At 72.1% G+C, this 21,568-nt stretch carries 22 protein-coding genes; 14 read left to right on the forward strand and 8 right to left on the reverse strand.

All coding sequences use genetic code 11. From position 1 onward, the window contains the following. Both ACIRL2_RS03720 and ACIRL2_RS03725 read left to right on the forward strand, forming a co-directional pair. The gene (locus ACIRL2_RS03720) at positions 1-798 is read left to right on the forward strand and encodes a PhzF family phenazine biosynthesis protein (RefSeq protein ID WP_402229929.1); all 798 of its coding nucleotides are present in this window, start codon (positions 1-3) and stop codon (positions 796-798) included. Positions 799-970: 172 nt separating this feature from the next. Beyond that, positions 971-1,423, forward strand: a complete 453-nt coding sequence (locus ACIRL2_RS03725; RefSeq protein WP_402229931.1) for a VOC family protein — start codon at positions 971-973, stop codon at positions 1,421-1,423. A 63-nt stretch (positions 1,424-1,486) separates the two neighbouring features. Here the strand turns inward: ACIRL2_RS03725 and ACIRL2_RS03730 are convergent, their stop codons facing one another. Beyond that, complete coding sequence (locus tag ACIRL2_RS03730) at positions 1,487-2,401, reverse strand: LysR family transcriptional regulator (protein WP_402229933.1); 915 nt, start codon at positions 2,399-2,401, stop codon at positions 1,487-1,489. A gap of 119 nt (positions 2,402-2,520) precedes the next feature. Here ACIRL2_RS03730 and ACIRL2_RS03735 point away from each other — a divergent pair, with 119 nt between their 5' ends. Together ACIRL2_RS03735 and ACIRL2_RS03740 are read left to right on the forward strand one after the other, a co-directional pair. Beyond that, complete coding sequence (locus ACIRL2_RS03735) at positions 2,521-4,029, forward strand: MFS transporter (protein ID WP_402229935.1); 1,509 nt, start codon at positions 2,521-2,523, stop codon at positions 4,027-4,029. After that, positions 4,026-4,796, forward strand: coding sequence for a siderophore-interacting protein (locus ACIRL2_RS03740; protein ID WP_395872256.1), 771 nt, complete (start codon positions 4,026-4,028; stop codon positions 4,794-4,796). The genes ACIRL2_RS03735 and ACIRL2_RS03740 overlap by 4 nt, the downstream gene beginning before the upstream one ends. An 89-nt stretch (positions 4,797-4,885) precedes the next feature. Here ACIRL2_RS03740 and ACIRL2_RS03745 read toward each other — a convergent pair whose 3' ends face one another. Both ACIRL2_RS03745 and ACIRL2_RS03750 read right to left on the reverse strand, forming a co-directional pair. Beyond that, entirely contained in the window at positions 4,886-5,302 is a 417-nt protein-coding gene (locus tag ACIRL2_RS03745; RefSeq protein WP_395872258.1) for an RNHCP domain-containing protein, read from the reverse strand. Further along, entirely contained in the window at positions 5,296-5,679 is a 384-nt protein-coding gene (locus tag ACIRL2_RS03750) for an RNHCP domain-containing protein (RefSeq protein WP_395872261.1), read from the reverse strand. Before ACIRL2_RS03750 ends, ACIRL2_RS03745 begins: the two co-directional genes overlap by 7 nt. Positions 5,680-6,073: 394 nt before the next feature. Between ACIRL2_RS03750 and ACIRL2_RS03755 the strand changes: the two genes are divergently transcribed. Beyond that, positions 6,074-6,541, forward strand: coding sequence for a GNAT family N-acetyltransferase (locus tag ACIRL2_RS03755; protein ID WP_395872263.1), 468 nt, complete (start codon positions 6,074-6,076; stop codon positions 6,539-6,541). A 74-nt stretch (positions 6,542-6,615) separates the two neighbouring features. Here ACIRL2_RS03755 and gdhA read toward each other — a convergent pair whose 3' ends face one another. Beyond that, a complete protein-coding gene (gdhA, locus tag ACIRL2_RS03760; protein ID WP_395872264.1) occupies positions 6,616-7,977 on the reverse strand; it encodes an NADP-specific glutamate dehydrogenase in 1,362 nt (453 codons plus the stop codon). Between the two features lie 192 nt (positions 7,978-8,169). Here gdhA and ACIRL2_RS03765 point away from each other — a divergent pair, with 192 nt between their 5' ends. Both ACIRL2_RS03765 and ACIRL2_RS03770 read left to right on the forward strand, forming a co-directional pair. Further along, on the forward strand, positions 8,170-9,117 hold the full coding sequence (locus ACIRL2_RS03765; RefSeq protein ID WP_395872266.1) for a glutamate ABC transporter substrate-binding protein: 948 nt from the start codon (positions 8,170-8,172) through the stop codon (positions 9,115-9,117). Between the two features lie 53 nt (positions 9,118-9,170). Further along, positions 9,171-10,088, forward strand: coding sequence for a TIGR03619 family F420-dependent LLM class oxidoreductase (locus ACIRL2_RS03770; RefSeq protein ID WP_402229939.1), 918 nt, complete (start codon positions 9,171-9,173; stop codon positions 10,086-10,088). 53 nt (positions 10,089-10,141) lie between these two features. Here ACIRL2_RS03770 and ACIRL2_RS03775 read toward each other — a convergent pair whose 3' ends face one another. Continuing rightward, complete coding sequence (locus tag ACIRL2_RS03775) at positions 10,142-11,356, reverse strand: pyridoxal phosphate-dependent aminotransferase (RefSeq protein WP_395872311.1); 1,215 nt, start codon at positions 11,354-11,356, stop codon at positions 10,142-10,144. A gap of 300 nt (positions 11,357-11,656) precedes the next feature. Between ACIRL2_RS03775 and ACIRL2_RS03780 the strand changes: the two genes are divergently transcribed. The 3 genes from ACIRL2_RS03780 (at position 11,657) to ACIRL2_RS03790 (ending at position 15,087) form a co-directional block, all read left to right on the forward strand. Next, positions 11,657-12,181 carry a GNAT family N-acetyltransferase gene (locus ACIRL2_RS03780; RefSeq protein WP_395872269.1) on the forward strand — a complete coding sequence of 175 codons (525 nt, stop codon included), beginning with the start codon at positions 11,657-11,659 and terminating at the stop codon, positions 12,179-12,181. A 280-nt stretch (positions 12,182-12,461) separates the two neighbouring features. Continuing rightward, the gene (locus ACIRL2_RS03785) at positions 12,462-13,436 is read left to right on the forward strand and encodes a ketopantoate reductase family protein (RefSeq protein ID WP_402229942.1); all 975 of its coding nucleotides are present in this window, start codon (positions 12,462-12,464) and stop codon (positions 13,434-13,436) included. A gap of 295 nt (positions 13,437-13,731) precedes the next feature. Further along, a complete protein-coding gene (locus tag ACIRL2_RS03790; RefSeq protein WP_402229944.1) occupies positions 13,732-15,087 on the forward strand; it encodes an SDR family NAD(P)-dependent oxidoreductase in 1,356 nt (451 codons plus the stop codon). 147 nt (positions 15,088-15,234) lie between these two features. Here ACIRL2_RS03790 and ACIRL2_RS03795 read toward each other — a convergent pair whose 3' ends face one another. Continuing rightward, positions 15,235-15,840, reverse strand: a complete 606-nt coding sequence (locus ACIRL2_RS03795) for a PadR family transcriptional regulator (protein ID WP_395872274.1) — start codon at positions 15,838-15,840, stop codon at positions 15,235-15,237. A 417-nt stretch (positions 15,841-16,257) separates the two neighbouring features. Between ACIRL2_RS03795 and ACIRL2_RS03800 the strand changes: the two genes are divergently transcribed. From ACIRL2_RS03800 to ACIRL2_RS03810, 3 genes are all read left to right on the forward strand, one after another. Next, complete coding sequence (locus ACIRL2_RS03800) at positions 16,258-16,566, forward strand: hypothetical protein (protein ID WP_402229946.1); 309 nt, start codon at positions 16,258-16,260, stop codon at positions 16,564-16,566. A gap of 45 nt (positions 16,567-16,611) precedes the next feature. Further along, a complete protein-coding gene (locus ACIRL2_RS03805; protein ID WP_395872278.1) occupies positions 16,612-17,046 on the forward strand; it encodes a proteasome activator in 435 nt (144 codons plus the stop codon). 117 nt (positions 17,047-17,163) lie between these two features. Then, entirely contained in the window at positions 17,164-18,024 is an 861-nt protein-coding gene (locus ACIRL2_RS03810) for a thioesterase family protein (RefSeq protein ID WP_395872280.1), read from the forward strand. 37 nt (positions 18,025-18,061) lie between these two features. Here ACIRL2_RS03810 and ACIRL2_RS03815 read toward each other — a convergent pair whose 3' ends face one another. Then, the gene (locus ACIRL2_RS03815; protein ID WP_395872282.1) at positions 18,062-18,937 is read right to left on the reverse strand and encodes an AIM24 family protein; all 876 of its coding nucleotides are present in this window, start codon (positions 18,935-18,937) and stop codon (positions 18,062-18,064) included. A gap of 172 nt (positions 18,938-19,109) precedes the next feature. Here ACIRL2_RS03815 and ACIRL2_RS03820 point away from each other — a divergent pair, with 172 nt between their 5' ends. Continuing rightward, positions 19,110-20,057, forward strand: a complete 948-nt coding sequence (locus ACIRL2_RS03820) for a TIGR03620 family F420-dependent LLM class oxidoreductase (protein WP_395872284.1) — start codon at positions 19,110-19,112, stop codon at positions 20,055-20,057. 154 nt (positions 20,058-20,211) lie between these two features. On the opposite strand, the gene ACIRL2_RS03825 is transcribed toward ACIRL2_RS03820, so the two are convergent. After that, positions 20,212-21,294, reverse strand: coding sequence for an aminotransferase class V-fold PLP-dependent enzyme (locus tag ACIRL2_RS03825; protein WP_395872286.1), 1,083 nt, complete (start codon positions 21,292-21,294; stop codon positions 20,212-20,214). Positions 21,295-21,568 lie beyond the last annotated feature (274 nt).

Genomic DNA, 21,568 nt, shown 5'->3' on the forward strand with positions numbered 1-21,568 from the left:
ATGCGGATTTTCGTCGTGGACGCGTTCACCGACCAGCCGTTCCGGGGCAATCCGGCGGGAGTGTGCCTGCCCGACCCCGCGCATGCCGAGGACGTCGCCTGGATGCAGTCCGTCGCCGCCGAACTGCGGCACTCCGAAACCGCGTTCGCGGTGGCCCACCCGGGCGCCGACGCGGACTTCGGGCTGCGCTGGTTCACCCCGCAGACCGAGGTGGACCTGTGCGGGCACGCGACGCTGGCGACCGCGCACGTGCTCTTCGGGCAGGGCCTCGCGGACACGTCGCGGATCCGCTTCGCGACCCGCAGCGGGGTGCTCAGCGCGTCGCTGGACAGCGCCGGCGTGGTCCTGGACTTCCCCGCGTTGCCGCCGCGCGAGGTGCCGATCCCGTCCGATCTGGGCCTGGCCCTGGGCGTGGAGCCGATCCGGGTGGCCGCGGGCGGTGACGACCTGCTGGTCGAGGTGGCGTCCGAGGCGGTGGTACGCGCGGTGGACCCGGATCTCGGGATGATCGCCGCGCTGCCGTATCGGGCGGTGATCGTCACCGCGGTGGGCACCGGTCGGGCCGATTTCGTCTCGCGCGCGTTCGCGCCCTCGGTCGGCGTCGACGAGGACCCGGTCACCGGGTCCGCGCACTGCGCGCTCGGCCCGTACTGGGCCCCGCGGCTGGACCTTCGCCGGATGACCGGCGCGCAGTTGTCCGCACGCGGCGGCACGGTCGGCGTGGAACTGGTCGGCGACCGGGTGCGACTGTCGGGCAGCGCGATCACGGTGCTCGAGGGCGACCTGGTCGCGGACTGAGCGGGGCGGGAGGCTCGACGCGGCCGATCGACACGTCCCGTCGACAGGGTCGATCGAAACGTGGGCCGGTCGACTCCGGTCGGGACGCGGCAGTGGATCATTGCGCCCGCCGTTGCTAGCGTGCGCACACCAGCCGACCTGACGCATCGTCAGTAAACCCGGGAGCCGCGCCATGTCCGACGCCATCAGTTACAATGCGTCCCACCTGGGCCTGTGCGTCACCGACCTGGAGCGCGCGCTGCGGTTCTATCGCGACGGTCTCGGCTTCACCCCCGTGGTGCGCTACGACGTGGGCAACGAGGTGGCACACACCCTCGAGGTCGAGGGTGACGTGCGTCTGGTCTCGCAGATGATCGCCAAGGCGGGCATGGTCGTCGAACTGCTGCACTACGCGTCGCCGGACCCGCTCGGCGAGCCGTCGCGGCGGCGCAACCAGCTCGGGCTGACCCACCTGTCCTTCACCGTCGAGGACGTGGACGCCGCCGCGGCGCGGCTGGTGGAGTACGGCGGCACCCTCCTCGCCGACACGCGCGCGAGCCTGCCGAGCGAGACCGGCTCGACCGAACTAATCTTCCTGGCCGATCCGGACGGGACCCGCATCGAGTTGATGCGCCTCGACAACTGATCCCTCGGGCGCACGACCGGGCACGGCTGGGCACGACCGGGTGCGACCGGCGCGAATTCGGACTCACCCGCCGAGTGTCTCCAGCAGCACGTCGCGCACGCACTGCCGCAGCCACGCGTGCCCCAGGTCGGCGTCGTTGCGTGGATGCCAGGCCAACCCCATCGGCAGCCCCGGCAGTTCCAACGGCACCTCGAAGGTGCGCAACCCCATGCCCTCGACCATCGACGTGATCTGGCCCGCGACCAGGCCGACCAGATCGCTCGCCCCGAGGATGAACAGCGAGGACGGGAAGGTCGGCGCGGCGCCCACCACCCGCCGCTCCAGCCCGAGTTCGGCGAGCGCCGCATCGACCGGGCCGTGCATCCTGCCCCGACGCGAGACGATCAGGTGCTCGGCGGCGGCGAACCGCTCGGGCGTGCACCGACCGCGCAGCAGCGGGTGACCGGCCCGCACGCAGGCGACCATCCGGTCCTCGAAGAGGTGCTCGGTGAGTACCTCCGGCGAAGTGGTGTCGATCACGCCCACCTCCAGATCGGCGACCCCCTCGCGCAGCGCCGGGGTGTCGACGTGGCTCTCCGCGAGGAACTTCAGTCGTACGCCCGGTGCCTCACGCGCCGCGCGCGCGAACAACTGCGCGCCCCACGCAGCGGCGAACGCGTCGTGCGACCACACGGTGAACGTGCGCGACAGCGTGCCCAGGTTCACGTCGCCGGCGGCGGCGAACAGGGTCGTGGCACGTTCCACGATGGTGCGCACCTCGGCCCGGATGGCCAGTGCGTGCGGCGTCGGCACCATCGAGCGGCCGGCCCGGACCAGCACCGGGTCGCCCAGCGCCTTGCGGATCCGGCCCAGCGTCCGGCTCATCGCCGGCTCGGACAGGTGCATGCGCTGCGCCGCACCGGAGACACTGCACTCCTCCAGGAGCGCGTCCAACGCGGTCAGCAGGTTGAGGTCCATCCCGGATTGCGTCACACGCATCCTTTCCATGCAAAACATGCACTGGAGTCAATCGGTTGCTCAGCCTACGGTGAACGGGTCCGGACACGCAGTCCCCGCAACATCCCTTCCTCCTTCGTCGGTCAGCTCCTGGGGGACCCATGTCCACGCCCGTCCTGGGCACGTCGGCGCCACGCGCCGGCGGTGCCGAATCCGAAACCGAACCCGCCGGCGCGTCGCGCGCCGTGCTCCTTGCGATGTGTGCCTGCGTGCTGGTCGCGCAGAGCATGGTCGCCGCGATCAACCTGGCCATTCCGCAACTGGCCGCGTCCCGGCTGCATCCGTCCGCCGACAACATCCTGTGGATCGTCGACGCCTACGTGATCGTCTTCGCCGGCCTGCTCATCCCCGCCGGCGCGCTCGGCGACCGCTACGGCCGCAAGAGCGCGCTGCTCGCCGGGCTCGGCGTGTTCGCCGCCGGTGCCTGCGTCAGCGCGCTCGCCACGAACTCGGCCACGCTGATCGCCGGCCGGGGCGTCTCCGGCGCGGGCGCCGCGCTGATCATGCCCGCGACCATGTCGATCCTGATGCACGTCTTCCCGGCCGAACGCCGGCCCCAGGCGATGGCGTCCTGGACACTCGCGGTCGGCCTGGGCGGCCTGCTCGGCAACGTCGGCGGCGGTCTGGTCCAGGAATACCTGCCCTGGCAGGGCCTGTTCTGGATCATGGTCCCGCTGGCCGCGGTGCTCGCCGCGATCGTCCAGTGGGTGACCCCGCGTACCGCCACCCACCCGGCCGCGCTCGACCCGATGGGTTCCGCGCTGTTGATCACCGGCCTGGTCGCGGTGTTGTACGGGATCATCGAGGGCCCGGAGTTCGGTTGGGGCTCCACCCATGTGATCGGCGGCTTCGCGCTCGGCGGCCTGCTCCTGGGCGGCTTCGTGGTGCACGCGCTCCGTGCCGAACACCCGCTGCTGGACCCGCGCGTGTTCAAGTCCGCCAAGCTGCGGGCCGGCGTGCTCGGGATCGGTGCGAGCTTCTTCGGACTGTTCTCGCTGTTCTTCATCAACGCCCAGTACCTGCAATACGTGAAGGGCTTCTCGGCGCTGCGCACCGGCTTCGCGATCATCCCGCTCACGGTCGGCATGGCCCTCGCGCCGAAGATCGCGGTCAAGGCGCAACAGCGGGTCGGTACCCGGCCGTTGGTGGTGTTCGGGCTGAGCCTGATCGGGATCGGGCTGCTGTGCATGGCGACGGTGGACGCACGTACCCCGTACGCGGTGTACGCCGGGTTCCTGCTGATCCTCTCGGCGGGCATGGGACTGTGCGCGCCCGCGCTCTCCTTCGGTGTGGTCTCCGAACTGCCCAAACACCAGGCGGGGTTGGGCTCCGGCCTGAACACCGCCGCGCGGGAGGTCGGGGCGGCGCTGGGGGTCGCGGTGTTCGGCACCATCCTGGCCGGCCGGTTCTCCGGTCAACCGGCCGTGGAACTCTCCAGGACCCGGGGCGCGGAACACGCCCGGGTCGTGGACTCGTTCACCGACGCGATGTCGGTAGGCTTCCTGGTCGTCGGCGGCCTGCTGCTGGTGGCCACCGCCGCGGTCGCGATGGGCTATCGCGACCGCGCGGGCGCCTCGGCCGACTCGGGCACTTCCGGGAGGACCGCGTGAACCGCGAGACGAGTCGGCGGCGAGGCCCGATGGGCCGGTTGCTCGACCGGGTGTTCCTGTCCGCCACGGTCGTCGAGACGGAGCCGATCGCGGCTCGGATGCGACGGATCCGGATGCACGACGACGCGCTGCGCGGACTGTCCTGCCGGCCCGGACAACAGGTCCGGGTGCATGTGAACGACGTGCTCTCGATGGCGGGTTGGCGCCAGGGGGCGGGCAACCTGCTGCGTACCTACTCGGTCTGGGGCAACGACCCGCGGGCCGGGACGCTGGACCTGTGCGTGCTGGACCACGACGGCGACACGGGGCCCGGAGCCGCGTGGGGTCGCGCGGCGCGGCCCGGCGACCGGGTCCGGTTCGGCCGGCCCGAGGGCGGCTTCGTGCTGCGTCCGGACGCGCCGTATCACGTGTTCGTCGGCGAGGAGACCGCGTCGGTCGCGCTGGGCGCGATGATCGCGGCGGTGGGCCCGGCGGTGAACGTGTACGGGGTGATCGAGACCGCGACCGCGGCCGACCGGCTGCCGATACCGCACGCCGAACGGCTCACCTGGCTCGAACGCGGCGACGCGTCCGCGGCCTCCTCGGCGACCCTGGCCGACGCGGTGGGCCGGCTGGCGCTGCCCGCCACGCCGGGCGTGGCCTACGTGGCGGGCGAGGCCAAGACGGTCAAGCTGGTCCGGGACCGACTGGTCGCCGACCACGGCTGGGACCGCAGGTCGGTGATCACCAAGCCCTTCTGGTCCCCGGGCCGAACCGGCATGGACTGACGTCCGCGACGCCCGCGCTCGCGCCCGGGCGCCGGCCGGGCCGTCGTCGGCCCGGCCGGCGCCCACCCGCCACCGTGTCGGGCGCGGCCCTACAACGTGAGCAGCGCGCGGATCGGGCGGGTCGGGTCGCTCAACGGGCGCAGCGCCAGCCGGATCAGCGCGAGCGGGTTGTCGTCGCCGGCGATCCGGTTCGCGCCGAGCGCCCCACAGGACTGGCACTGATGGATCAACTGCCACTCCCCGTCCGGCCGAACGGACATGCTCAGCACGCTCATCCGGCCCCGACAGTCGGCCGCCCGATCACCGGGGACACGGCGATCGAGGTGCAGGCTGGTGAGGCAGTGCGGACAGTGGTTGCGATGCGCCGTACCGGGCGCGAGCAACGGCACGTCGAGTCGACAACCCACGCAGCGGAACGCGTCGCCGCGTCCGGTCCGCCCGTGGGTGACGTCCTTGTACCGCTGCGGGCGGCGGTTGGCCGGTCTGCGGCGGGCCACCGTCACCACTCCCCGAACACTTCGAGCGGGAACGGCGGTTGCGCCAGTGGCCGGACGGCCATCCGGACCAGGATGAGCTGGTTGTCGTCCGGGGCGATCGCATTCGACGTCAGTTCGTCGCACCGGATGCACCGGTGCACGATCATCCAGTCGCCGCCGCGCAGCACCGCGATCGAGATCGGCGACATCCGCGCCGCGCACTCGGACGGGCCGCCCTCGACGCGGTCGAGGACGTGCCGGGAGTGCAGGCAGCTCGGGCAGTGGTTGCGCCGGCCGCCGGCCGGGTCGACGGTGGTCACGGTGAGGCCGCAGCGGACACAGGTGAAGGTGTCGGTGCGTGGTGGGACGGTGTGCTGCTTACCGGAATTGTTGTTGCCGTTGGACACTCGGAAATCTCCTTGCCGAAGGCGGAAGCGAAGGCAGCAAGGAAGCGCCGAGCGGTCTCGGAGGGGTCGTCGACGCGGTCCGCCGCGATGTGCGCGTGCGGACCGGTGGGCCCACCGGGGGATCAGCGAGCGTCGGGGAAGTCCCGGAGGCCGGATCCGACCGCGGTCATACGAGGCGCGCTCGGCGCGAGGACGGGCATCAACACCTGATTTCCGAAGGGGGTGAGTCCGCGGTGAGGCGGACCGGACCCGGCGAACGTAACAGCGCGCACGGCGCCGGAGCCAACGATTTTCGCCGGACGCGGCGGCAACCGAGGCCGTGGCGGGGCCGCGTCGGGAGCCCCGCGTCCGAGACCCCTCTCGCAGGCCGAATCGGCCCTGACAGACTGGGCCGATGATCGTCAGACCCGCGCATGCGGCGGACCGGGCCGGATTCCTCGCACTGGCCGCCGAGGTCGAGCACTGGTTCGGACCGATGGTGGACGAGCCCGGATTCCACGCGGCGCTGGACGAGCACATCCGAACCGGCCTGGCGCTCGTGGTGCCCGCCGACACCGGACCCGGCCTGCTGGGCGGGCTGCTGTTCGGCGCGGAACCGCCGGTGCATCACGTGCACTGGCTGGTGGTGGCCGAGGCCGCCCGGGGGCGAGGCGTGGGCCGGGCGCTGATGGCGGAGGCGACGAGCCGGTACGTACGCGGGCCGGGAACCGTCGAGTTGATCACCTTCGGGCTCGACCACCCGGGCGCGATCGAGGGCGGCTCGCGCGCGTTCTACGCGTCGCTCGGCTTCGTGCCGGCCGAGCCCGCGGAGCCGGGGCCCGAGGGTGGTTCGCGGCAGGTGTTCCGGCGCACGGTCGACTGAGCGCCGACCGGGCGCCGCCGCCCGACCGGGGGAGACCGGTCGGACGGCGGCGACGCGTGGGGTTCAGCCGTGGATCACACCACGCCGAAGGCGTTCATCGCGTCGGCGACGCGCAGGAAGCCGGCCACGTTGGCGCCCAGCACGTAGTCGCCCTCGTGACCGTGCTCGGCGGCGGTGCTCAGGCACGTGTCGTGGATGTCGCGCATGATCGCGCCGAGCCGGGCGTCGGTGTCGGCGAAGCTCCAGGACGTGCGGGCGGCGTTCTGCGCCATCTCCAGGGCCGAGGTGGCCACACCACCCGCGTTGGCCGCCTTGCCCGGCGCGAACGACACGCCCGCGGCGCGGAAGACGTGCACGGCGTCCGGCGTGCACGGCATGTTGGCGCCCTCCGCGACCGCCGTCAGGCCGTGTTTGACCAGGTGCGCGGCGGCCGGGCCGGTCAGCTCGTTCTGCGTCGCGCACGGCAGCGCGACATCGCACGGGACCTCCCAGACCGAGCCGTCCGGCACGTAGCGCGCGTGCGCGACCCGGTCGGCGTACTCCGCGATCCGGCCGCGCCGGTCCAGCTTGATCTCCTTGAGCAGGTCCAGGTCCAAGCCCTTGTCGTCGACGATGTAGCCGGTCGAGTCGGAGGCCGCCACGACGCGGGCGCCGAGCTCGCGGGCCTTCTCGATGGCGAAGATCGACACGTTGCCCGAACCGGAGACCACCGCGCGCCGACCCACCAGGTCGTCGCCGCGCGCCGCCAGCATCTCGGCCAGGAAGTACACGCAGCCGTACCCGGTCGCCTCGGTGCGCACCTGGGACCCGCCCCAGCCCAGCCCCTTGCCGGTGAGCACGCCGGACTCGTAGCGGTTGGTGATCCGTCGGTACTGACCGAACAGGTAGCCGATCTCGCGTCCACCGACCCCGATGTCACCGGCGGGAACGTCGGTATGTTCACCCAGGTGGCGGTACAGCTCGGTCATGAACGACTGGCAAAAGCGCATTACCTCGGCGTCCGAACGGCCCTTGGGGTCGAAGTCCGAACCGCCCTTGCCGCCGCCGATGCCGAGCCCGGTCAGGGCGTTCTTGAAGATCTGTTCGAAGCCGAGGAACTTGACCACGCTCAGGTTCACCGACGGGTGAAAGCGCAACCCGCCCTTGTACGGGCCGAGCGCGCCGTTGAACTCCACCCGAAAGCCCCGGTTGACATGGACCCGACCGGCGTCGTCGGTCCACGGCACCCGGAACAGCACCTGGCGTTCGGGCTCCACCAGCCGTTCCAGGAGTGCCGCGTCGGCGAGTTCGGGCCGCCTGGTCAGGGCCGAGGCGAGGCTTTCCAGCACCTCGTGCACCGCCTGGTGGAATTCGGGCTCTCCGGGATTGCGGCGCTGCACCTCGTCGAAGGTGGCCGCTGCCGGGCCGGTCAGCTCGGCGAATGCCTGGAGACTCATGGATGGTTGTCCTTCCGTCGACGGGGCGCGTCGCGGGCGATCGCGTGCGGTTACGCTATCCGGCTTCGGGGCCTCCTCGATCCACGGCGGACGTTCGGCACGAGAAGAGGGAACGCCCTCGTTTCCCGCGGCACCCCACCTGCGATGCTGCCTTCCGTGTGGCCCAACAGAGTTGATGCAGCGTCACGTCGAGTGGCGGCCCTGGCACTGGTATTTCTGGTGACCGCGTGCGGGAGTGGCGGGGCGGACGGCGCCGACGCGCGCTCCCCGTCCCGGTACGCCCCGGTGGAGGTCGGCGTACCCGATCCGGTGCTCGCGCCCCCGGTGCCGGCGCCGCCGTGCGACCCGAGTCGGAGCCTGACCCCGATCACCCCGCCCCGGCCGGGCGGCACGATGCCGGCCGGTTCGACGATGGCGTCGATCCAGGGGCGGGGCAAGCTGGTGGTCGGCGTCGACCAGAACACCCGGATGTTCTCCGCGCGCAGTGCGGGCACCGGGGAGTTGGAGGGCTTCGACATAGAGCTGGCCCGGGAGGTGGCGAAGGCGATCTTCGGCGACCCGGACCGGATCCAGTTCCGGACCATTCCGCCCGGTCGCCGGATCGACGTGTTGGTCGAGGGCCAGGCGGACATGGTCGTGGACGCGATGACGATCACCTGCGAGCGCCGACAGCAGGTGGAGTTCTCCGGCGTCTACCTCGACGACGCGCTGCGCTTCCTGGTGCCCCGCGGCACGAAGGTGGCCAGTCTGGCGGATCTGGCCGGGAAGTACGTGTGCGTGTCCGCGAACACCACGCCCGAACGCCGGGTGGCCGAGTCCAAGGCCCGGGTGTACGCGGTGGCGGACCGGACCGACTGCCTGGTCGCGCTCCAGGAGGGCCGGGTGGCGGCGGCGTACACCAACGCCTCGCTCCTGGAGAGCCTGCGCGAGCAGGACCCGTGGTTGGACGTGGTCGGCCCGACCACCGTGGAGGAGGTCAAGGGCATCGCGGTGCCCAAGGGGCAGACCGACTTCGTGCGCTTCCTCAACGGGGTGCTGGAGCAGCTCAAGAGCAGCGGCCGTTGGCAGCAGTTGTACGACGAATGGTTGGGCAAGGCGCTCGGGCCGGCCAAGCCGCCGGCCACGACCTACGGCGGATGACGGCTGTGGCAGCGGTTACTGACGATGCGTCAGGTCGCTGCTACGTTGCCGCCATGTTCCTTTCGCTCGGACTGCCCACGCACCTGGTCGAGGCCGGCGCCGACCTGATCAGCGCCGAGGCCGTGATGGAGATGTCCCGCGCGGCCGAGTTCGCCGGGTTCGACGCGGTCTTCACCACCGACCACCCGTTCCCCGGCGACCAGTGGCTCGCCCACGGCGGCCACCACACGCTGGATCCGATGGTCACGCTGTCCTTCGCGGCGGCGGCCACCACCCGGCTGCGGCTGCACACCAACCTGTTCGTCCCGGCGTACCGCAACCCGTATCTGTCCGCGAAGATGATCTCCTCGCTGGACGCGCTCTCCGGTGGTCGGGTGATCCTGGGCGTGGGCGCGGGCTACCTGGAGCCCGAGTTCGCCGCGCTGGGCGCCGACTACGCGAACCGCAACGACGTGTTGGACGACGCGCTGCGGGCGATGCGCGCGGCGTGGACCGGGGAGAGCGTGGCGGGCAACACCATGCGCCCGCGCCCGGCGCAGCCGCGGATCCCGATCTGGGTGGGCGGCAACAGCAAGCGGGCGATCCGCCGGGTGGTGGACCTGTGCGACGGCTGGCTGCCGATGCCGGCCCCGGCGGGCGCGTCCAAGTACCTCAAGACCCCGGGCCTGGAGACGCTGGCCGACCTGGCGGCGCGGCTGGACTACGCCCGCGAGTACGCGGCCTCGGTGGGCCGCACCGACCCGATCGACATCACCTTCATGCCGCGCGGGATGAGCATGTTCGACGGCGACGGCATCGACCACGAGGCGATCGTCGCGGACCTGACCGAGCAGGCCGAGGCCGGGGTGACCGGGGTGACGCTGACCCTGCCGGCCACGTCGCGGGAACAGTACCTGGAGCAGACCGCCGCGTTCGGCGAGCTGGTCGTGCCGCACGTCAGGAAGCTCGCCGTGCGCCCGCTCCTGGCCTGAAGAGCGCCGCGGGCCCGACGCCGGTCGGCGCCGGGCCCGCGGTCGGCGTCGGATCACTGCCCGTAGGACCCGATGAACTCGCCGATCCGGGTGATCGCGTCGGTCAGGTCGTCGACCTGGGGCAGCGTCACGACGCGGAAGTGGTCCGGCTGGTGCCAGTTGAATCCCGTGCCCTGCACGACCAGGATGCGCTGGCTCTGGAGCAGGTCGAAGACGAACTTCTCGTCGTCGACGATCTTGCACACGTCCGGGTCGATCCGGGGGAACGCGTACAGCGCGCCCTTGGGCTTGACGCAGGTCACCCCCGGGATCGAGATCAGCGCCTCGTACGCGGCGTCGCGCTGGGCGTGCAGCCGGCCGCCGGGCAGGATCAGGTCGTTGATGCTCTGGTAGCCGCCGAGCGCGGTGGCGATCGCGTGCTGCGAGGGCACGTTCGCGCACAGGCGCATGTTGGCCAGGATGTTCAGGCCCTCGATGTAGCTGGTCGCGTGCCGCTTGGGGCCGGACAGCAGCAACCACCCGGAGCGGAATCCGGCCACCCGGTAGGCCTTGGACAGGCCGTTGAAGGTCAGGCACAGCAGGTCCGGCGCGAGTGAGGCGAGCGGGACGTGCACGGCGTCGTCGTAGAGGATCTTGTCGTAGATCTCGTCGGCGAGGAGGAGGAGTCCGTGCCGGCGGGCGAGCTCGACGATGCCTTCGAGGATCCGCTGCGGGTAGACCGAACCGGTCGGGTTGTTCGGATTGATCACCACGATCGCCCGGGTGCGGTCGGTGATCTTGGCCGCGATGTCGTCGAGGTCGGGATACCACTCGGCGCTCTCGTCGCACAGGTAGTGCACCGGGGTGCCGCCGGACAGGCTGACCGCCGCCGTCCACAGCGGGTAGTCCGGCATCGGCACGAGCACCTCGTCGCCGTTGTTCAACAGCGCCTGCAGGGCCATCACGATCAGCTCGGAGACGCCGTTGCCCAGGTAGACGTCGTCGACGTCGACACCCTCGATACCGCGCGTCTGATAGTGCTGGACCACCGCCCGGCGGGCGGACAACACACCCTTGGAGTCCGAGTAGCCCTGCGCGGACGGCAGGTTGCGGATCATGTCGTGCAGGATCTCGTCGGGGGCCTCGAAGCCGAACGGCGCGGGGTTGCCGATGTTCAGCTTGAGGATCCGGTGTCCCTCGTCCTCCAGGCGTTTCGCCTCGTCGAGAACCGGACCCCGGATGTCGTAACAGACGTCCGCGAGCTTGCCCGACTGACGTACCTCGGGCAACGGACGATGTTGTGGTTGCGACAACTCTTCGACGCTCACCTGGATATCTCCTCCTCGCAGGGCAGTCGCCCGCGAGATCCTCGTGTGCACGGTGGAGGCGGGCGAGGTTGCGAGTCTTCCACGCCCGAGGTCCGGCACGCAGTGGGATATTTGACACGTGGATCGGCCGGTACCCGCCCGAGACCCGGCCTGCACCTGCTCGTGACGCCGCCTGCCGGCCCACAAGAGTTCATCCGAGCGTTGCCCGCGTGGCAGATCGGGGTCGCCCGACGGCGCCCTCGCGGTGCCACCCTGCGGCATATGGACGTGTCGTACTTCTACGGAACAGCGGGCGAAATCGACGCCGCGAGTCTGTACCGGCTGCTGTCGCTGCGCAGCCGGGTCTTCGTGGTCGCACGCCGGCAGCCCTGGCTCGATCCCGACGGCCGCGACATCGAGCCGGGAACCGCGCACCTGTGGGCGGAACAGGACGGCGAGGCGGTGTCCACGCTGCGGCTGACCGAGGAGGGGGACGGCCTACTGCGGATGGGCCGCGTCTGTACGTTGTTGTCGCATCGTCGACAGGGGCATGCCACCGTGCTGGTCCGGCACGCGCTGGTGCTGGCGGGTCCGCGCCCGGTGATCTCCGACGTGTACGCGCGCAGCGCCGACTGGTTCACCCGTCGAGGCTTCGAGCCGCGCGGCGGGCGCACCGTCGTGGACGGCGAACCGCACACCTCGATCCGGCACGTGCCCGCCGCCCGACGCGCGGCACCGGTGCCGTCCGGGGGAACGGGGTCGGGGCATCGGGGCGGCGGGTACGTACCGGCCTGGGCGTCGACCTGACCGCGATCGCGCGCGGGGCGGGCCCGGGACGCGTGCGGTAGCGCGGTTCGGCGGCGGTACGTCCGCTCGGCGACGTGTGCGTCGGAGCGAGCCCCACCGGGCCCGACGGGCGCGGCGGACCCGTGCCGCGCCCGAGCCCGGGCGGATCCGGCGCCCACCCGGCGCGCTCGCGGCGGTCGTGCCGTGGCGTCCGGCAGACCGGAAAACCGGTGGCCTCGCGGACCCCACGGCGGTGCCCTGACGTGTTTGGATGGGCTCTCGCGTCGGGGAGGGATCGGCCATGCGATTTGTAGTCCTGGGGGCCGGGGCAGTCGGCGGCGTCCTCGGCGCTCGCCTCGCGCAGTCGGGGCACGACGTACACCTGGTCGGCCGGCGCGCGCACGTCGACGCGATCGGCGCCCACGGACTGCGGGTCCTGACCCCCGACGGCGAGGACGTGGTGCGCCTCGCCGCGGTGACCGACATCGCGACGCTGGATTCCCTCGTGGACTGGGCCGAGGTGGACGCGGTGGTGCTGTGCGTCAAGTCCCACGACACCGCCGGCGCGCTGCGCGAGTTGGCCCGCTACGCCGACTCGCGGGTGCCGATCCTGTGCGCGCAGAACGGCGTGGCCAACGAGGACGCGGCGCTGCGCCTGTTCGCGAACGTGTACGGCGTCCTGGTCGCGTGCCCGTCCGCCTACCTCGAACCCGGCGTCGTGCGCGCGTACTCGTCGCCGGTGACCGGAGTTCTGGACATCGGCCGGTACCCGCACGGCCGGGACGCCTTCGCGGCCCAGGTGTCACGTGTCCTGTCGGGCGCCGGCTACGGCTCCGAGGTGTACCCGGACATCACCGCGTACAAGTACGGCAAGCTGGTGACCAACCTGGGCAACGCGGTCGAGGCACTGTGCGGCCCGAACGCGCGCGGCGGAAATCTGGACCGACTCGCGATGGACGAGGCGCGCACGGTGCTCTTCTCGGCCGGGATCCACGCCGAGTTCGCGCCGGTCAGCCCCCTCGTGCAGGTACGCCCGGTGGGTGGTGAACGGCGGCCCGGCGGCTCGTCCTGGCAGAGCCTGTACCGGCACACCGGCGGCATCGAGACCGACTACCTCAACGGCGAGATCGTCCGGATCGGCCGCCTGCACGGCGTGCCGACCCCGGTCAACGCCGAACTGCAACGCGCGGCGAACCGATTGGCCGCCATCGGCGGCGAGCCCGGCTCGGTATCCGAACTCGACCTGCTGCGCGCGGTGGTGGACGGACGCGGTTAGGCCCTGTCCGGGCGCCGCCTCCACGTGGCGCGGCCCGGCCAGGCCCCTGGGACAGGCCCGGGAGAGAGCGAAAAGCCGGTGACCGGTCCGGTGACGCCTCGCTAATGTGACGGTCCGTCGGTGAACCGCCGACGCGTCGATCCGCCGCTTCGGCGACATCGGCCCGGGATCCGTCCGCGAAGGGAGCGAGCCCATGGGAGAGTCGCCGACGCCCCCGAGCGACGCCCGCTTCGCGGATCCCGCGGAGCCATAGGGCCGGTCGCCGGATCCGCCGCAAGTCCCTCGGGGGGACCCCATGACCGACTCGGACACACTTCCCGTCCCACCGTCCCTCGAGGACTGTCTCGCCGTGCTCGGCGCGATGTCCGACCTCCCGCCGGACGCACCCGAGCGACGCCGGATCGAGCAGGTGCTCGCGTCCTTCATTCGCTCGGGGCGTCATCGCCGCCGGGCCGAGCAGCGCGCGCTGCGGCGCGCGGAGCGCACCGAGGTGACCGAGCGCACCGCGCTGGGCGCCGCCGACCGGGTCGAGGATCTCCCGCTGGAGGACACCGGGCTGCCCACGTGCGTCGGCGTGGTGGAGATGGGCCTGCGCTGCTACATCTGCAAGCGGCCGTATCGGCAGGTGGACGGCTTCTATCACCGGCTGTGCCCACCGTGCGCGGCGGAGAACCGGCAGCGGCGCCACGCCCGCGCCGACCTCACCGGCCGGCTGGCCCTGGTCACCGGCGGCCGGGTGAAGATCGGTTACGAGCTGGTGCTCAAACTCCTGCGCGACGGCGCGGAGGTGATCGTGACGTCGCGCTTCCCGCACGACACACACGAGCGGTTCGCCGCCGCGCCCGACCACGACGTGTGGGCGCATCGGCTGCACGTGCACGCGATCGACCTGCGCGACCTCGGTGGGCTGGTCGCGTGGTGCGATCGACTGGTCGCCGAGGGACGCCCGCTGGACATCCTGGTCAACAACGCGGCCCAGACCATCCGTCGACCCGCGTCGGCCTACGGACCGCTGCTCGCCGCCGAGCGGGCCGCGCTCGGGGCGGGTGCGTTCGAGTTCGCGCTCGACCGGTCGCCCGCCGACGAGTGGGACGCGACCTCGACGGCGCCCGGATCGGCGCCGGCCCGGCTCGCGCCGGACGCGGCGGGGCTGCTCCCGGACCGGGCGCCGGTCAACTCCTGGTCCAAGCGGGTCGACGAGGTGGATCCGGTGGAGCTGCTCGAGGTGCAGCTCGTCAACGTGACCGCGCCGTTCGTGCTGGTGAGCCGGTTGTTGCCGCTGCTGCGCCGGGCCGCGTGCGAGCGGCGCTACATCGTCAACGTGTCGGCGGTGGAGGGTCAGTTCGGGCGCGCGTACAAGGCGCCCGGGCATCCGCACACCAATATGGCCAAGGCCGCGTTGAACATGCTCACCCGGACCAGCGCCGAGGATCTGGCCGGTCACGGGGTGTACCTGACCAGCGTCGACACCGGCTGGATCACCGACGAGAAGCCGCATCCCGACAAGACGCGGGTGGCCGCGACCGGGTTCCGCACGCCGTTGGACATCGTCGACGGCGCGGCCCGGGTGTACGACCCCATAGTGCGCGGGGAGCGGGGGGAGCCGGTGTTCGGGTGCTTCCTCAAGGACTATCGGGTCGCGCCCTGGTGATCCGCGGGTGCGACCGGTGACGCGGGTGACCGCAGGGCGTCCCGGCAGTCGGGTTCGACTACCGGGACGCCCTGCGGGGGACCTGCCTGCGGGGCGGAACGGGCGCTCCGAGCCGCAAGCGGTGATCGGCGATCCGGGCGACCCACATCAGTCGGCTTCGGCCAGGATCAGGTAGAGCCGCTTGCGGGTGTCCGTGACGACCTCCAGGGCCTTGGCCCGCTGCGCCTCGGTGCCGTTCATCATGAGCTGGCGCAGTGCGTCGCCGATGCCGTGCATCGCCGAGCGCAGGTCGTGGACCGCCTCGAAGTCGACGCCCTGGCTGGCCTCGTCCCAGGGCTTGGTGCCCTCGGGAAGCGCGGCGGCTTCCTCGCGCCCGGCGTCGGTGAGGGTGAACAGCTTGCGGCCGCTGCCCTCGACGCCCTCGATCACGCCCTCGTCCTCCAGCAGTTGGAGGGTGGGGTAGACCGAACCGGGGCTGGGCTTCCACACGCCGCCGGTGCGCTCGCCGATTTCCTGGATCATCTCGTAGCCGTGCATGGGCCGTTCGGTGAGCAGGGCCAGGATCGAGGCCCGTACGTCACCGCGCCGGGCGCGACCGCGCCCACGGCCTCGGCCGCGCCCTTCCGGTCCGCCACGTCCACCGTGGCCGTGCCCGCGTCCCCACGGGCCGGGGCCGGGCGGGCCCCACGGTCCGAAGGCCGGGCGGTTCTGTCCTTCTGCGCCCCACTGGAGGCGTCCTTTGCTGCGGTGCATGGGTTTCTCCCTGTGATGAGGCGACTCGTCGAGCCGCCGTTCGATCTACTGTGTGTATCGCGATCGTTCGCGATGCTTCAACGATATATCGGTAGTGACTCTTTCGCAAGCGTCCGGTGTGCGGTTGTCCCGGCGGGGCAGAATCCGGCTCGCTCGAAAGGCGTGCCGAGGGCGGATTCGGGCGGGTCGAGGCGGGGAACTCGGCGCCGGCCCCGGACGTCCTTCCGGGGCATGGGGTTTCGTCGGGCGCTCGGCGGGTCGGTTTGCCGGCGTATCGGCCGATGCGGTCGGCGGGCCTTCGCAGGTTCTCCACGGAACCCGCACGAGGCGGACGCACCAGACGCGTTGGGTGAGCCTCGCTTACGGGTAGATTTCGGTTGATAGCTCTTGGTGATCGACTGGCGTGGGGAGAGGGCTGTGTGGACCTGGCTGGTGGTGGGGGTGGCCGCATACCTGGTGTTCCTCGCGTGCGTGATCGTGGTGCTTCGAGCCGCCAAGGCGCGGGCGCGCGTGGAGCGGAACGCCGACGCGTGGGCGGCCGGCCCGCCGGCGGGGGCGGCGATCGGGCCGGTACCGGTGGGTGATCGCCCGGTGCCGGAGCAGCCGGCCGACACCGATACGGCGCGTGCGCACCCGGTGCCCGACGAAGACCCGCAGCCGTCGCGAGCGTGCGACCCGGGGTCGTCCGAGCCGCCCGTTCCGCCCGCGTCGCGGATGCGCGGTTGAACCCGGCCGGCGTTTTCGGCCTCCGGCGCGGGGTAGGCGCGGCCCATGGTTGATCCGACTGTCACCACCACCCGCGAAGGGGACGATCAACGCCCGCTCGGCGAATTGGTCCCGGCCCCCGATCGCGTGATGCGCGTCGCCGAGATGATTCGCCACCTGTTGGAAGAGCTGCGCGACGCACCGCTCGACGAGCCCGGCCGAGGGCGGGTGCGCGCCGTCTACGAGCGCTCGCTGCCCGAGCTGCGCCGTTCGCTCGCGCCCGATCTGTACGAGGAGCTGGAGCGCCTCACCGGGCCGTTCGCCGGGGTGGGTGCGCCCAGCGGCGCGGAACTGCGGATAGTGCAGGCGCAGTTGATCGGCTGGCTGGAAGGGCTGTGGGGTGGCATCCGGTTGACCCTGATGCTGCGGCAGAACGCCGAGGTGGGTCCGCCGCACGTTCTTCTGGGCGGGGACGCGGAGGAGGACGGCTCGTACCTGTGAGGGTGCGCCGGTGACTTGGCCGGCCTCGGTGAGGTGGGGCGGCGGTCGGGATATGTGACTGTGCCAAGCTGTTTGCCCGTCAGTCGCTTCCCGTCAGCCGCCCCTGGAGTCGCCGCCATGACCGAACAGGCATCCGCCGAGACCGGGCCGTCCGGCGCCGCGCCCGACTACGAACTCGACCGGGACACCACGTGCGTCGCGCGCCCGGACGCGCCGGGCGTGTACGACACCACGCTCTCGCCGGACTGGGCGTTCGGGATGGGCCTCAACGGCGGATACCTGCTCGCCCTCGCCGGCCGCGCGCTCGGTGCGACACTGCCGCACCCCGATCCGTTCACGATCACCGCGCACTACCTGACCACGTCACACCCGGGGCCGGCCGAGGTGCGCACGGAGGTCCTGCGTACCGGGCGCACCCTGAGCACCGGCACCGCGCGGATCGTGCAGGACGGCGAGATTCGGGTGCACGTGGCCGCCTCCTACGGCGACCTGGCCGCGCTGGACCCGGAGGTGCGTACGAGTGCCCGGCCGCCGGCGCTGCCCTCGCCCGAGGAGTGCGCGGCGAGCGCCGCCGGCGCGGCGCCCTTTCGGCGCACCACGTTCATGGACCGCAGCGAGCAACTGCTCGACCCGGCGACCGCCGGCTGGTCGACCGGGCGGCCGTCCGGGCGTGGGGAGATTCGGGCCTGGTGGCGGCTCGCGGACGGTCGTGCCCCGGATGCACTGGCGCTGCTGCTCGCGGTCGACTCGCTCGTGCCGACCGCGTTCGACCTCGGCGTGCGCGGGTGGGTGCCCACGGTGGAGTTGACCGTGCATGTCCGGGCCAGGCCGGCGCCGGGGTGGCTGCGGGTGGCGCTGGCCACCCGCAATCCGGCGGGCGGCTACCTCGAGGAGGACGGCGAGGTCTGGGACTCGACGGGCCGACTGGTCGCCCAGTCCCGGCAGTTGGCACGCCTACCGCGCAAACGGCAGCCGTAGGTCCGGCAGGCTCACGGACCCGTGGTGGGCGCGGGGGTCAGCGTGGCGGTCCGTACGGTCCGGGGGGACCGTAGGGGCCGGGCGGGGGAGGACCGTACGGACCCTGGGGGCCGGGCGGGCCGTACGGGCCCGGCTGTGGGGGCGGCGGGGCGCCGTGTGGGCCGCCGGGGCCTGCCCAGGTGTTGTTCTGGAAGCCGTCCCGACCCATGCCGAAGTGGCGGTTGTTCTCGGTCGCGGTCAGGTTCGCGGGCAGGATCTCGCTGGGCTGGACCACCACGTAGCCCTCTCCGATGAAGGCCATCGTCCAGCCCTCGCCGGTCTGTCGGCGGCGGCGCCAGATGCGCTGCGACGTGGTCTGCGCCTGCAGGCTGGTCTGGAGGCCGGCGGTCCAGGCGATCACCGCGTCGGCGTCCGCGAACACCTCGCGGTCGTTGGACGCGCGCAGTACCAGCGGCGCGCCGGACGTGGTGATGACGATCTTGCCGGTGCCGCCGATCTGCATCGAATAGGCGCCCATGCCGCCCACGTTGTAGCCGGCGTCGATCTGTACGACGCTCCAGTTCAGCGTGCCGTCCAGGGCCAGGACGTTCTCGTCCTCGACGATCAGCGCCTCGTTGTGCAGATTCAGGATGTGGATGCTCTGCGCCTGATTGGCGAGGTAGACCGTGCCGTGTCCGTGGCAGCGCATCAGGTCCAACATGTCGCCGGTCAGCGCGCCGGTGCGGATCTCGGCGGCGGTCTGGAACGCCCCCTCGAACTGCACGTTGCCCTGATAGGCCACCATCGCGCCCTTGCGGGCCAGTACCTCGGTGCCCACCTCGGGGCTCAGCAGCACCCGCAACATGTGCGCGTTCTGCAGGCTGTAACGCTCGGCGGACTGGCTCACCGTGTGGTTGAACAGTGGACTCTGCACGAGGTCTCCGACGGATCCGGCAACGGCGTGGGCGCGGTTGGCAAGTGGTTCGTGTGACCAGACCATGATTCCGCGTCGATGGTTCCCTCGGAACCAAGGGTGACCCATGTCGACGGGTATGGTGCGGGAGACAGCTTCTGTTACGGCGTTACAGAGAACTCGGGAGCGTGCCATGACCACACCGACACCGCCGGCGACACCCCAACCGACATCGGCCGCGGCGCGGTCCGTTCCCGACCTGGGCCGGATCGGGCTGTGGACCGCCGCGCTCGACTTCATGCCCGTGTCCCGGCTGCGGGAGACCGTGGCCGAACTCGACGAACTCGGCTACGGCGCGCTGTGGTGGGGCGAGACGGTGGGCCGTGAGGCGTTCACCCAGGCGATGCTCGTCCTGGGCGCCGCGCCGCGCATCGCCGCCGCGACCGGCATCGCCAACGTGTGGGCCCGGGACGCGATGGCCGCCAACGCGGCGGCGCGTACCGTGCACGAGGCGTACCCCGAGCGGTTCCTGACCGGCCTCGGGATCAGCCACAGCGGGCTGGTCGAGGGGCTGCGGCCGGGTGGGCACAGGTACGAGAAGCCGCTCGCGCACATGCGCGAGTACCTGGACGCGATGGACTCCTCCCTATACCTCGCGCCCGGCGGCGACGGCCCGCGCCCGGCCCGCGTGCTCGCGGCGCTCGGCCCGAGAATGCTGGACCTCGCGCGCGAGCGGTCCGAGGGAGCGCACACGTATCTGGTCACGCCCGAGCACACCGCCGAGGCACGCGCGGCACTGGGCCCGGATCGGCTGCTCGCGGTGGAGCAGGCGGTCGTGCCGACCACGGACCGGGAGACCGCGCTGCGCCGGGGCCGCGAGCATCTGCGGACGTACGCGACGCTGCCCAACTACCGCCGCAACTGGCTGCGACTGGGCCTGACCGAGGAGGACTTCGCCGACGGCGGCAGCGAGCGCATGGTGGATCGGCTCGTGGCGTCGGGCGACGAGTCGGCGATCCGCGCGGCGGTCGACGCGCACTTCGCCGCCGGCGCCGACCACGTCTGCGTGCAGGTCCTGGGCGAGACGTTCGACGCGGCCCCGGCGGCGGATTGGCGGTCGCTGGCGGCGGTGCTGCTGTAAAGGCGCGGGGGCCGGTCGGTTCGGTCGGGCACCGGGCGGTGTCCCGGTGCCCGCTGCCGCGTCCGCCCGTTGGTTGGGTGGGTCGGTGGCTCGGTGCCGTCGGTGACGGGCGGGTGGATGCCGCCGGGGCGGCATCGGGTCGGTATCGGGTGGCTCAGGAGGTGAGCGCGGTGACGGCGGCGTCGACGTCGGCGTCGGTGTTGTACACGTGGAAGGCCAGTCGGGTGCGGCCGGCGCGGGCCGAGAACCGGATGTCGGCGGCCTCCAGGCGCTCCTTGGCGTCGGGGATGTCGATCGCGACGATCGCGCTGTCGCCGGGAGGCAGGCCCAGGCCGGCCAGGAAGCGGTTGGCGAGGGCCACGTCGTGGGCGTGGATGTGCTCGACGCCGATCCGCTCGACCAGGTCGAGCGCGGGGTCGGCGCCCACCTGGCAGAACCAGGCCGGCGAGGTGTCGAAGCGGCGCGCGGTGTCGGTCAGGCGCAACGGCGGGCCGTAGTAGGGGTCGCCGTCGGCGGCGCCGGCGTACCAGTTCGCGGCGTGCGGGAGGGTACGCGCGGCCAACTCCGGTGCGACGTAGCCGTAGGCCGTGCCGCGCGGTGCCATCAGCCACTTGTAGGCGCTGACCACGAACAGGTCGTAGCGGGTCGCGTCCAGCGGCAGCCAACCACAGGCCTGCGTGCCGTCCACGTACACGCTCGCGCCGTACGCGCGGGCCGCCGCGACGATGTCCGCCTCGGCGGCGATCGAGCCGTCGGCGGACTGGACCAGGCTGAACGCGACGGCCGTGGTGCGCTCGTCGATCGCGTCGACGAGTTTGGCCGGCGGCACCGTGACCACCTCGACGCCCCGGGCCTCCTGGACCAGCCACGGGAACAGGTTCGAGGTGAATTCGACCTCGGGCACCACGAGCCGCCCGCCGACCGGAAGCCCGGCGGCGAACGGGGCGAGCAGGCCGGAGGTGGTGTTGCCCGCCATGATCGTCTCGGCCGGCGCGCCGACGATCCGTCCGAACGTGGCCCGGGCCCGCTCGCCGGCCGCGTGGAACCCGTCCATGTCGGTGCGCCCGCGCCGCCAGGTCTCCTGGGCCCGGGTCAGCGCCTCGTAGGCGACGTTCGGCGGCAGGCCACTGCTCGCGGTGTTCAGCCAACCGGGGTCGGTGCTCCAGTTCGAGAGCGCGCGACCGGGGTCCGCGTCGGGATTCGGATTCGCCATGGGGTGGTCCGGTTTCGAGTCCATGGGCCGAGGCTAGGCAACCGGTGGATCCCGGGAATAGGGCCACCTGGTCGCCGGTGGCCTGCTTTCGGTGCGGACGGGTCGCGGTTCGGCGCCGTTGTGGCTCGCGCGCGTCTGCGGCCCGGCCCGGCGGGACGGCTTCGGCCCGGGCGCGGGCCGTGCCGTCCCCGGTCCGTGCCCGCCGTCCCCGGTCCGTGCCCGCCGTCCCCGGTCCGTGCCCGCCGTCCCCGGTCCGTGCCCGCCGTCCCCGGTCCGTGCCCGCCGTCCCCGGTCCGGT

The organism is Embleya sp. NPDC127516 (assembly GCF_044765325.1).
Lineage (GTDB): Bacteria > Actinomycetota > Actinomycetes > Streptomycetales > Streptomycetaceae > Embleya.

What these genes read in the sequence shown, in the direction of transcription:
- ACIRL2_RS03720 (WP_402229929.1), top strand. Translation starts at nt 1, where the DNA reads ATGCGGATTTTCGTCGTGGACGCGTTCACCGACCAGCCGTTCCGGGGC.
- ACIRL2_RS03735 (WP_402229935.1), top strand. Translation starts at nt 2,521, where the DNA reads ATGTCCACGCCCGTCCTGGGCACGTCGGCGCCACGCGCCGGCGGTGCC.
- gdhA (WP_395872264.1), bottom strand. Translation starts at nt 7,977, where the DNA reads ATGAGTCTCCAGGCATTCGCCGAGCTGACCGGCCCGGCAGCGGCCACC.
- ACIRL2_RS03725 (WP_402229931.1), top strand. Translation starts at nt 971, where the DNA reads ATGTCCGACGCCATCAGTTACAATGCGTCCCACCTGGGCCTGTGCGTC.
- ACIRL2_RS03755 (WP_395872263.1), top strand. Translation starts at nt 6,074, where the DNA reads ATGATCGTCAGACCCGCGCATGCGGCGGACCGGGCCGGATTCCTCGCA.
- ACIRL2_RS03805 (WP_395872278.1), top strand. Translation starts at nt 16,612, where the DNA reads ATGGTTGATCCGACTGTCACCACCACCCGCGAAGGGGACGATCAACGC.
- ACIRL2_RS03780 (WP_395872269.1), top strand. Translation starts at nt 11,657, where the DNA reads ATGGACGTGTCGTACTTCTACGGAACAGCGGGCGAAATCGACGCCGCG.
- ACIRL2_RS03820 (WP_395872284.1), top strand. Translation starts at nt 19,110, where the DNA reads ATGACCACACCGACACCGCCGGCGACACCCCAACCGACATCGGCCGCG.
- ACIRL2_RS03730 (WP_402229933.1), bottom strand. Translation starts at nt 2,401, where the DNA reads ATGCGTGTGACGCAATCCGGGATGGACCTCAACCTGCTGACCGCGTTG.
- ACIRL2_RS03770 (WP_402229939.1), top strand. Translation starts at nt 9,171, where the DNA reads ATGTTCCTTTCGCTCGGACTGCCCACGCACCTGGTCGAGGCCGGCGCC.
- ACIRL2_RS03795 (WP_395872274.1), bottom strand. Translation starts at nt 15,840, where the DNA reads ATGCACCGCAGCAAAGGACGCCTCCAGTGGGGCGCAGAAGGACAGAAC.
- ACIRL2_RS03810 (WP_395872280.1), top strand. Translation starts at nt 17,164, where the DNA reads ATGACCGAACAGGCATCCGCCGAGACCGGGCCGTCCGGCGCCGCGCCC.
- ACIRL2_RS03790 (WP_402229944.1), top strand. Translation starts at nt 13,732, where the DNA reads ATGACCGACTCGGACACACTTCCCGTCCCACCGTCCCTCGAGGACTGT.
- ACIRL2_RS03785 (WP_402229942.1), top strand. Translation starts at nt 12,462, where the DNA reads ATGCGATTTGTAGTCCTGGGGGCCGGGGCAGTCGGCGGCGTCCTCGGC.
- ACIRL2_RS03825 (WP_395872286.1), bottom strand. Translation starts at nt 21,294, where the DNA reads ATGGACTCGAAACCGGACCACCCCATGGCGAATCCGAATCCCGACGCG.